Source organism: Oleiphilus sp. HI0080 (genome assembly GCF_001635135.1).
The window spans coordinates 1-9,379 of record NZ_LWFU01000413.1; the positions used below are offsets into that span (position 1 = coordinate 1).

At 47.4% G+C, this 9,379-nt stretch carries 11 protein-coding genes; 8 read left to right on the forward strand and 3 right to left on the reverse strand.

The annotated features are described in order from the left end of the window. Positions 1–736, reverse strand: a 736-nt coding sequence (locus A3751_RS07605; protein WP_156492321.1) for a DEAD/DEAH box helicase, incomplete at its 3' end; no start/stop codon positions are given. 121 nt (positions 737–857) lie between these two features. Then, positions 858–1,442: an elongation factor P hydroxylase gene (locus A3751_RS07610; protein ID WP_068453960.1), complete on the reverse strand. Its 585-nt coding sequence runs from the start codon at positions 1,440–1,442 to the stop codon at positions 858–860. A gap of 211 nt (positions 1,443–1,653) precedes the next feature. Between A3751_RS07610 and dsbD the strand changes: the two genes are divergently transcribed. Both dsbD and A3751_RS07620 read left to right on the forward strand, forming a co-directional pair. Continuing rightward, positions 1,654–3,609, forward strand: coding sequence for a protein-disulfide reductase DsbD (dsbD, locus tag A3751_RS07615; RefSeq protein WP_197466225.1), 1,956 nt, complete (start codon positions 1,654–1,656; stop codon positions 3,607–3,609). 9 nt (positions 3,610–3,618) lie between these two features. Then, on the forward strand, positions 3,619–4,485 hold the full coding sequence (locus A3751_RS07620) for a DMT family transporter (RefSeq protein ID WP_068453962.1): 867 nt from the start codon (positions 3,619–3,621) through the stop codon (positions 4,483–4,485). 55 nt (positions 4,486–4,540) lie between these two features. Here A3751_RS07620 and tusA read toward each other — a convergent pair whose 3' ends face one another. After that, positions 4,541–4,768 carry a sulfurtransferase TusA gene (gene tusA, locus A3751_RS07625; RefSeq protein WP_068451712.1) on the reverse strand — a complete coding sequence of 76 codons (228 nt, stop codon included), beginning with the start codon at positions 4,766–4,768 and terminating at the stop codon, positions 4,541–4,543. A 63-nt stretch (positions 4,769–4,831) separates the two neighbouring features. Between tusA and A3751_RS07630 the strand changes: the two genes are divergently transcribed. The 6 genes from A3751_RS07630 to A3751_RS07655 all read left to right on the forward strand — a co-directional run. Further along, positions 4,832–5,119, forward strand: a complete 288-nt coding sequence (locus A3751_RS07630) for an antibiotic biosynthesis monooxygenase (protein WP_068453976.1) — start codon at positions 4,832–4,834, stop codon at positions 5,117–5,119. Between the two features lie 294 nt (positions 5,120–5,413). Beyond that, positions 5,414–6,841: a cytochrome-c oxidase, cbb3-type subunit I gene (ccoN, locus tag A3751_RS07635; RefSeq protein WP_068453964.1), complete on the forward strand. Its 1,428-nt coding sequence runs from the start codon at positions 5,414–5,416 to the stop codon at positions 6,839–6,841. A gap of 12 nt (positions 6,842–6,853) precedes the next feature. Beyond that, complete coding sequence (gene ccoO, locus A3751_RS07640) at positions 6,854–7,462, forward strand: cytochrome-c oxidase, cbb3-type subunit II (protein ID WP_068453968.1); 609 nt, start codon at positions 6,854–6,856, stop codon at positions 7,460–7,462. Positions 7,463–7,470: 8 nt separating this feature from the next. Continuing rightward, positions 7,471–7,656, forward strand: coding sequence for a cbb3-type cytochrome c oxidase subunit 3 (locus tag A3751_RS07645; RefSeq protein WP_068453970.1), 186 nt, complete (start codon positions 7,471–7,473; stop codon positions 7,654–7,656). Beyond that, positions 7,649–8,542, forward strand: a complete 894-nt coding sequence (gene ccoP / locus A3751_RS07650; protein ID WP_068453972.1) for a cytochrome-c oxidase, cbb3-type subunit III — start codon at positions 7,649–7,651, stop codon at positions 8,540–8,542. Before A3751_RS07645 ends, ccoP begins: the two co-directional genes overlap by 8 nt. A gap of 89 nt (positions 8,543–8,631) precedes the next feature. Further along, positions 8,632–9,379, forward strand: a 748-nt coding sequence (locus A3751_RS07655) for a 4Fe-4S binding protein (RefSeq protein WP_156492322.1), incomplete at its 3' end; no start/stop codon positions are given.

Here is a 9,379-nt window from a genome sequence, read left to right on the forward strand (position 1 = left end):
CTTCATCAATGACGAGCGTATCCACTTGATCGAGATAAAGGTCGCCGCTATTCAAGAAATCAATAAGGCGACCTGGCGTTGCCACCAAAATATCGATCACATTATTGCGCACATACTCGCGCTGCTTCTGATAGTCGATACCGCCAAGTACAGAGTAGATCGAAAGGCCCGCATATTTCGTCAAAGCACGCGCGTCCTTTTCAATCTGTAGAGCAAGCTCTCGCGTTGGCGCCAAAATCAATGCGCGCGGTTCACTCGAAAAACGGTCTTCAGCTGGAACCGGCCGCAACATAAAATCATTAATAATGGTAATCAAAAATGCGGCAGTTTTGCCCGTACCGGTCTGCGCTTTTCCAATGAAATCATGGCCTTGCAGAGTATAAGGTAATGATGCAGCTTGAATCTCACTGCAGTACTGGTACTGCAAATCGGCAATCGCATGCAACAAACCATCTTCCAGCCCAAGATCATGAAAGCGCGTCTTTCCTTCTGCAGGCTCTACTTTGTATTCTGCTACTGTCCATGCTTTTTTGTTCGGAGCCGATTTTGCTGCCTTGGATGAGGCTGGCTGCGTGCGACCTTTTGTCGCCTTCGTGTTAGCGGTCGCACCCTGACTTGAGCTCTTGGGCGCCTTTGGACTTTTCTTTGATTTCTGGGAATGAGCAGATTGCTCGGAAGTACGAGACTTTACCGTCTGATCGGATTGTTTTTTTGACTTAAAAAGGCCACGAAACATTACTTTAACGCCTACAAAATAGAGTTCTGACAAGTCTTACGCACGAGCTCCATCATCTGGAAAAAGGCTGACCATGATATGCAAGCTATCGCGCCGAATGCATGAGAATTTGCGAGCCATACTATAACAGATCACTCGCGACATAACTGCATAATTTTGCATAGCTCCGGCTTCCTGTAAACCGCTCGTCTAGGGCCTGGACAAACTGCAGTGCTCGAGACGGCAAGCCACCTTCCAAGTAAGCCATTGTTTGCCGCTGCACAGATTCAATAAAGCGTTCACTAGGTTTGCACGAAGGATCGCTCGCATTATCCGCAGACAACCTAAACGGCATGCCGGCCGCCTTGCTCATTATCCTCTCCAGAGCCTGAGGCTTTACTTCTACCCTCTCAAACTCAGATTGCTTTGAGGCGTCTCGCCCGTCAGGCTCATACCAATAACCATAATCGAGAAGCCTCCGCCTCCGGTTACCCGCAATACACCAGTGCGCCGCCTCATGGAGAACACTCGCAGGGTAGTCCTCTCTTGAAAAAACGCGACTCAAGGCGTGCGCATCAATACTCTTACCACAAGTAAACTGGGTTGCGACATTGTTTGGCACGAAGAAGGGTTCGCTTGCACCGATACAAAGAACAGTCTTTTCAGACTGCTCAAAACACTGATTGAAAACCTCGGCCAACTCTTCGGCCAAAACTCGTTCTAACATATTTGACGGTTTCTTAATGTTCGCACACACACCTTTAAAGCGCGGTATGATACTTGAATTGAGCAGTATTGCAGAGACACTAACTGAAACTCGAAATAAACTACGCCAAATGGAACCTTTTCCCGAATCAGCAATCTCAACGTCAGCGTTGAACGCCAGTATTCTGTGAATGAAAGCGCATCACCATTAATCACAACCAAGGATCTATACGTTGATTGCCCGCAAAACCATTTCACCACTTGCATACTTAATAGCGGCCATCACTGAACGCTTCAGTTTTCTGGCTGTCGCATTCTGGGCACTTGTGAGTGCATTCCCAACTGCACATGCTTTCGACTTCGCCAGCTCGGTAAAGCAAGATTCGGCATTTTTAAGCGTTGATCAGGCTTTTATTTTCGATAGTGAAATAACATCAAGCGGCCTTAGGTTAAATTGGCAAATCGCAGACGGCTACTATCTCTATCAAAGTAAAATCAAGCTAAGTTCCAGCGATGACAACGCAACGCTCGGGAAACCCATCTTTTCTGACCTTGGGATTGAAGAGGAAGACCCTTACTTTGGGATCACTCGCGTAGTCTACAAGGAGCTCGTCGTTGATCTACCGATCACTGTAAACTCAGGAGCTAGCGATACAGAAATCACGGTCAAATACCAGGGCTGTGCGACGGCTGGGCTATGTTATCCGCCTGAAACAAAAACGATTCTTTTTATACCTCCAGCCGATGCCAACACTCCGCTCTCGGGCTCATCAGAAAAAGCCGCTCCCCATACAGACTCAGCTGAGGCAGACGATAGCGACGAACCATCAAACAAAGCAACAAGCACATTACCCAAAACGAGCCTCGACTCTGAAGATGCATCATCTATCTTCGCTTTCATGCAGAACAGCTCTTTCGCAGCACTTGTCGGCATTTTCTTTGTTCTTGGGCTAGGGCTGACATTTACTCCCTGCGTGCTTCCCATGATACCGATTATTACATCCATTGTTGCAGGACCTGATGGCGCCAACCAAAGCACTGCCAAAAATCTTGTTCTGGCGATTTCGTATGTACTCGGCATGGCCCTAACATATGCAGGACTTGGACTTGCAGTAGGCTCACTCGGGGCCGGTGCGAATCTGCAAGCCGCAATGCAAAGCCCAAGCGTGCTCATCTTTTTTGCGTTTATATTTGTCGTATTAGCCTGCGCTATGTTCGGACTTTACGATATTCAGCTCCCAGCCTTTCTCAGAGACAAACTGCAAAATACAAGCAATCGCTATTCCGGCGGCACGCTTTTCAGTGTCTTCATCATTGGTGCGCTTTCCGCTCTTTTGGTATCACCGTGTGTTTCCGCTCCGCTTGCCGGCGCGCTGCTTTATATCAGTGCGAGTGGAGACGCCCTTTTAGGTTTTGCCTCGCTACTTAGTCTTGGCATCGGTATGGGCCTGCCTTTAATTGTGGTTGCGGTGGGTGGTGCTCGCTTCTTGCCGAAAGCCGGAGGCTGGATGAACGCAAGCAAATTTTTGTTTGGCGTTTTGCTTTTAAGCGTCGCCGTATGGTTACTTGGACGAATCATTCCAGGCCCCTACAGCTTGGCGCTATGGGCATTTTTGGCGCTATTTGTCGCCGTGTTTATGGGGGCATTTGAAGCCGCTAACTCGGTACCCCAAAAGCTAACTAAAAGCATTGCATTATCGATATTTCTAATCGCAGCTATTTGGCTCGTCGGCGCGTTCACTGGCGCAAGCGACCCCTTCAATCCCCTTCAAAACCTAAAAACAGGAACCCAAAACGGCGCAAACCAATCAACCAGCCAACTGGATTTCCAAAAAGTGTATAGTCTCGAAGAACTAGACAACGCACTGAATGTCGCAAAGGAACGCGGACAAAAAGCGTTCGTCGACATTTATGCCGACTGGTGTATTAGCTGCATCATCATGGAGCGAGAAGTATTCGTTCAAACAGATGTGCAGAGTTTGTTGAGTCAATTTCACCTCATTAAGGTTGATGTCACCGAAAATAGTGACGAAAACATCCGACTTCTGGAAGATATGGCATTATTCGGCCCCCCTTCTTATCTGCTCTTTAATGCGCAAAAGGAAGAGATCAAAGATCTTCGTATTGTTGGTGAAATATCAAAAGTCGCTTTCATCGAGCGCTTGCAAGCTGCGCTGGCAAGGCGATAGACACACTCGATGACACAACAACAGGCACTTCCGATCGTCGCCATCATCGCGGGCGAAATGTGTTTCGCCATCATGGGCGCACTCATCAAATACATGAGCACCGACCTCAGCACTGAAACGATTGTATTTTTTAGAAACAGTCTTGCTCTTGTCATTATTGTACCGATGATTCTCCACAAGTTTGGCCCTGTCGGATTTAAGAGCAATCAAATGCATCTTCATTTGCTTCGAGGAACAATCGGTGTTGCGGCGATGAGCTGTTTTTTTTACGTTCTAGGTCGCATGCATTTTACTGAAGCGATTCTACTTAAACTCTGCACACCGTTTTTCATCCCCTTGATTGCAATGGTATGGCTCAAAGAAAAAAGCTCTGCAACTACATGGTTTTCAATCTTGCTGGGTTTTGTCGGCGTAGCCATCATTAGCGAACCCAAGATGCAGGGTGAACTAGAACAGCGTTTTAACGAGCTTAGCTTGGTCGGCATCGGCTTAATTGGTGCGTGCTTAGCGGGTCTTGCAAAAGTGACGATAAGAAGGATGGGCGGGACTGAACCGGCGTTGCGTACCGTTTTTTACTTTGGTTTGTTCGCAAGCTTGGCTTCGCTGCCTTTTGCTGCAAACACCTGGACGCAACCAAACTTGGAACAGTGGCTTCTTTTATCGATGCTGGCGATCGTTGCAACCATAGGCCAACTTTTAGTGACATTTGCCTACAAACGCGCAGCGGCGGGCAAGGTCGGACAATATACGTATACTTCAATCATCTTTACCGCAGCCATAGGGTGGGCATTTTGGGGGGAAGTAATTACGTTGGCGATCTTTCTCGGGTCAAGCTGCATCATTATTGCAGGCATCATCAATGTAAAGTCGAAATGAAATATGCCCTTGCCCATCCAGGCGACTCCTAGTGACAAGGGCAACCTGGTGATGATTAAACGCGCTGAATAAAGTAAACGAAAAGATCGCCTTCTTCTTCTTGAGCTAACAATGTATGCCCCAGAAAGCGACAAAATTGCGGGATGTCTCGGGTTGTAGACGGGTCTGTCGCCAACACTTTTAGTATTTCTCCAGATTCCATATCGGGCATTTTTTCATGCAGCATCATGACGGGCTCTGGGCAAAGCAGACCTGTTGCATCAAGTTCTTGATTGAATTCCATATTCGAGTATCTACGCTATGATTAACAGTGATTATTTTAACTGTTAGCTATACGGAAGTAAGTATGATTCGAGTCATTATCGAGCGGCGCATTGCCGAAACTCTAGAAAAAAATTATGAAACCGCAGCACTAGAGATACTTTCTGCATCTGTGCGCGCCCCAGGATTCATTTCAGGCGAGTCGTTGTGCGACCTTGACAATCCGAGGCACCGAATTGTTTTGTGTAAATGGCGCAGTCGACTGGATTGGGATAACTGGTGTCAGTCACAGGAGCGAAAAGAGCTCATGTCCAAGCTGACCCTAATGCTCGAAAAAGACGAATCCGTTACAGTATTAGACTCCCCTCACTAAATAAAAAGCTGCTGTTCCAGCAGTGTTTCAGCGCGCTAGAATGTGCGCTGAAAACCTTTTTACGCCCCCTTTGATTAGTTTTTGTACAGAGTTGAACTAAACTCTTGAGCAAGATCAATTTAACCCTAGATTTGGTTGATTTTGACAAACGCCCTCAGTATTCTTCGCGCCGTCTGGGTGTAAAGCTTGGACTAGCACGACAATAATGAGATAACTGGCTTCAGACCGGTTCCGAAATGCTTTGATTTTCATTAAAGCGAGCCTCGAAAAACGTAACTAAATGGATCTTCAATAATGAGCAACGAGATCAACCCAGTAACTTACAACTACAAAGTTGTACGACAATTCGCCGTTATGACGGTGGTGTGGGGAATTGTCGGCATGGCTGCGGGTGTATTTATAGCCGCACAGCTAGTTTGGCCCGAACTAAACTTTGACAACCAATACCTGAGCTTTGGTCGTATTCGTCCACTGCACACCAATGCCGTAATTTTTGCATTCGGCGGATCGGCGCTTTTTGCTACGTCCTTTTATGTGGTGCAGCGTACATGTCAAGCTCGCTTGATCTCTGATAGCTTGGCAGCTTTTGTGTTCTGGGGTTGGCAAGCAGTTATCGTTGCAGCAGCAATCACTCTTCCAATGGGCTTCACAAGCTCTAAAGAATATGCCGAATTAGAATGGCCAATCGACATCTTAATCACCTTGGTCTGGGTTGGTTACGCTGTCTTGTTCTTCGGCACGATCATGAAACGTAAAACCAAGCACATCTATGTAGCCAACTGGTTCTACGGTGGCTTCATCTTAACGGTTGCGGTCCTCCATATTGGTAACAACCTGGCTGTTCCAGTAACAGCCATGAAGTCCTACTCAATCTATTCCGGCACTGTTGATGCAATGATGCAGTGGTGGTACGGCCATAATGCAGTAGGCTTCTTCCTTACTGCAGGCTTCTTAGGAATGATGTACTACTTCGTACCAAAGCAAGCAGAACGTCCGGTTTACTCTTACCGTCTATCTATCGTTCACTTCTGGGCACTTATTTCACTTTATGTTTGGGCGGGTGCTCACCACCTTCACTACAGTGCACTTCCAGATTGGGCTCAAACGGCGGGCATGGTCATGTCATTGGTACTTCTTGCACCATCTTGGGGTGGTATGATCAACGGTATGATGACCCTGTCCGGTGCATGGGACAAACTCCGCACGGACCCTATCCTTCGCTTCTTGGTCGTTTCGCTGTCGTTCTACGGAATGTCTACGTTTGAAGGCCCGATGATGTCTATCAAGACTGTCAATGCACTTTCACACAATACTGACTGGACTATCGGCCACGTGCACTCAGGCGCTTTAGGCTGGGTTGCGATGATTTCTATCGGTGCAATCTACCACCTAATTCCCAAGCTGTTTGGCGTAAAGGCGATGTTCAGCACATCGCTCATAAACATCCACTTCTGGTTAGCAACGGCTGGCACCGTTCTGTACATCGCAGCAATGTGGGTAAACGGTATTATGCAAGGCTTGATGTGGCGCGCGGTCAACACCGATGGCACCCTAACTTACAGCTTCGTAGAGTCACTTGAGGCGAGCCACAATGGTTACCTTGTGCGCTTGATCGGTGGCGTTATTTTCCTAGTCGGCATGCTTATCATGGCACTGAATGTTTGGTTAACAATCAAACAGAAAGACGCCAAAGCGCTCGATTCAATGCCTGCGACTGCTTAAGGGAGATAAACGATGAAGCAACATGAGTTAATTGAAAAGAACCTTGGCCTGATGATCCCTTTGATCATCGTGGCTATCAGTTTCGGCTTCTTAGTAGAAGTTGTCCCTCTATTCTTCCACAAGGATATGAAGACACCGGTAGATGGCCTTGAGCCATATACTGCTCTTCAGCTAGAAGGCCGAGACATTTATATCCGTGAAGGCTGTAACACATGTCATACACAGATGATCCGTCCATTTAGAGCAGAGACCGAGCGATATGGTCATTACTCGGTGGCTGGAGAGTTCGTTTACGATCACCCTTTCCTTTGGGGATCAAAGAGAACAGGGCCTGATCTGGCTCGTGTAGGCGGTCGTTACAGCGACGATTGGCACAGAGCGCACATGTACAATCCGCGCAATGTTGTTCCAGAGTCTAAGATGCCGTCATATCCTTGGCTGTTCACTGCAAAGATTGACCACAAAACAACTCCATTGAAGTTGGAAGCTCTTCGTAAAGTAGGCGTTCCATACACAGATGAAGATATAGCTGGCGCAGCAGACGCAGTGAAAGGCAAGACTGAGATTGAAGCATTGGTCGCCTATCTTCAGAACCTTGGCACCTTGATCGGTAACAAATAAGAGCAACCATGGATATAAATACGCTACGCGGCATGTCGACCATCTTGGTCATGATTGTTTTCATCGGCATTTGTTGGTGGGCTTTCAGCAGCGCAAAGAAAAAAGACTTTGAAGATGCAGCCAACCTGCCCTTTGATGACGACGACATTGCAGAGCGCACGCTAAGCGAAAAAGAGAGAGAGAATCATGACTAGTTTCTGGAGTTTTTGGGTTTCCATTATCAGTCTGGGAAGCATATTCGGTAGCCTTTGGCTTATTTACGTGACACGTAAGAGCCAGACATCCGACACTGAAACGGAAAAAACAATGGGCCATACCTTCGATGGCATCGAAGAATATGACAACCCATTACCTAAGTGGTGGATGTACATGTTCGTCGCCACCTGTGTATTTGGTCTTGCCTACTATGCACTCTACCCCGGCCTTGGCAATTACAAAGGCCTGCTAGGCTGGACACAAGTCGGTCAGTGGGAGAACGAAGTACAAACGGCAGAAGAAAAATACGGTCCTATTTTTGAAGCGTATGCTGCGACGCCTATTGATGAATTGGTTCAAGATGCAGAGGCGATGAAAGTTGGTCAACGTCTCTTCGCAAACAACTGTGCGGTTTGTCATGGCTCTGCTGGTCGCGGCGCGATTGGTTTTCCCAACTTGACCGATGATGATTGGTTGTACGGCGGTACTGAAGAAGCAATCAAAGCCACTTTGGTGAATGGTCGAATGGGCAATATGCCAGCTAAAGGCTTGAATCCAGCGATGACCAATGCTCAAGTTGATGACATGGTTCATTACCTGTTGTCATTCAGTGACCGCAGTGACAATTCTGAGGCGGCTGAGCGCGGTGCAGCAATGTACCAAACAGCATGTGCAGCGTGTCATGGTGCTGACGCTAAAGGTAATCAAGCCCTCGGCGCTCCAAACCTAACCGATAACGTTTGGTTGTATGGCAGCACGCCTAAGCGCATTTCTCACACGCTTCTATATGGACGTGCGGGTGTGATGCCTGCTCAGTTAGAGCGACTTGGCGAAGAGAAAATTCACTTACTTACAGCGTATGTAAAAAGCCTTTCTCAGAACTAAGATAGAGATCGAGGCCCTTTCAACAGAGAGGGCCTTTCCTCCAGCCCTGCAAATCAGCTTGGGCTAAACATCAAGAGACGCGAGTAGTTATGTCGGAAAAAATCCCGGTTAAACAGATTGAACCAGGCGCTCAAGACTTAGAGACATACAGCAGCAACGCTGCTCAAGACGGCGTGACCAAAACCGTTGAGCTCTACGCATCTCGAAAAAAAATATACGTTAAGAAAATCAAAGGACTCTTTCAGGGCATCAGACGATATTCCCTGTGGGCCCTTATGATCATGTATTTCTCAATCTGCTGGATATCCGTTAATGGGCAGCAGATTGTTCACTTTGATCTACCGGCACGTAAATTCCACCTATATGGAATTACCTTTTGGCCTCAAGACTTTTTCCTTTTGGCGGTAGCACTCATTATTTGCGCCTATGGGCTGTTTTTCATCACCACCCTGTTCGGGCGCGTCTGGTGTGGTTACACCTGCCCTCAAACGGCCTGGACTTTTATTTTCATGTGGATTGAGGAGAAAGTCGAAGGCAGCCGAAATCAACGAATTAAGTTGGATAAAGCTAGCAACGACATTAGTAAAGTTAGTAAGAAGGCTTTAAAGCATTTTCTTTGGCTGTTTGTTGCATTCGCAACGGGGCTGACGTTTGTCGGTTACTTTTACCCTATACGCGAGCTAGTTCCAGATTTATTCGGTCTTGCGGCGAACGGTTGGGCCTACTTCTGGATCGGCTTCTTTACTGTAGCGACTTATTTAAACGCAGGCTGGTTGCGCGAACAGGTCTGTCTCTATATGTGCCCTTACGCGCGCTTTCAGTCGGTCATGTTTGATC

Bases quoted from the DNA above. Each gene is read 5' to 3' on its own strand.
- A3751_RS07630 (WP_068453976.1), top strand. From the start codon at position 4,832: ATGATTCGAGTCATTATCGAGCGGCGCATTGCCGAAACTCTAGAAAAA.
- tusA (WP_068451712.1), bottom strand. From the start codon at position 4,768: ATGGAATTCAATCAAGAACTTGATGCAACAGGTCTGCTTTGCCCAGAG.
- ccoN (WP_068453964.1), top strand. From the start codon at position 5,414: ATGAGCAACGAGATCAACCCAGTAACTTACAACTACAAAGTTGTACGA.
- A3751_RS07620 (WP_068453962.1), top strand. From the start codon at position 3,619: ATGACACAACAACAGGCACTTCCGATCGTCGCCATCATCGCGGGCGAA.
- ccoP (WP_068453972.1), top strand. From the start codon at position 7,649: ATGACTAGTTTCTGGAGTTTTTGGGTTTCCATTATCAGTCTGGGAAGC.
- A3751_RS07645 (WP_068453970.1), top strand. From the start codon at position 7,471: ATGGATATAAATACGCTACGCGGCATGTCGACCATCTTGGTCATGATT.
- A3751_RS07610 (WP_068453960.1), bottom strand. From the start codon at position 1,442: ATGTTAGAACGAGTTTTGGCCGAAGAGTTGGCCGAGGTTTTCAATCAG.
- ccoO (WP_068453968.1), top strand. From the start codon at position 6,854: ATGAAGCAACATGAGTTAATTGAAAAGAACCTTGGCCTGATGATCCCT.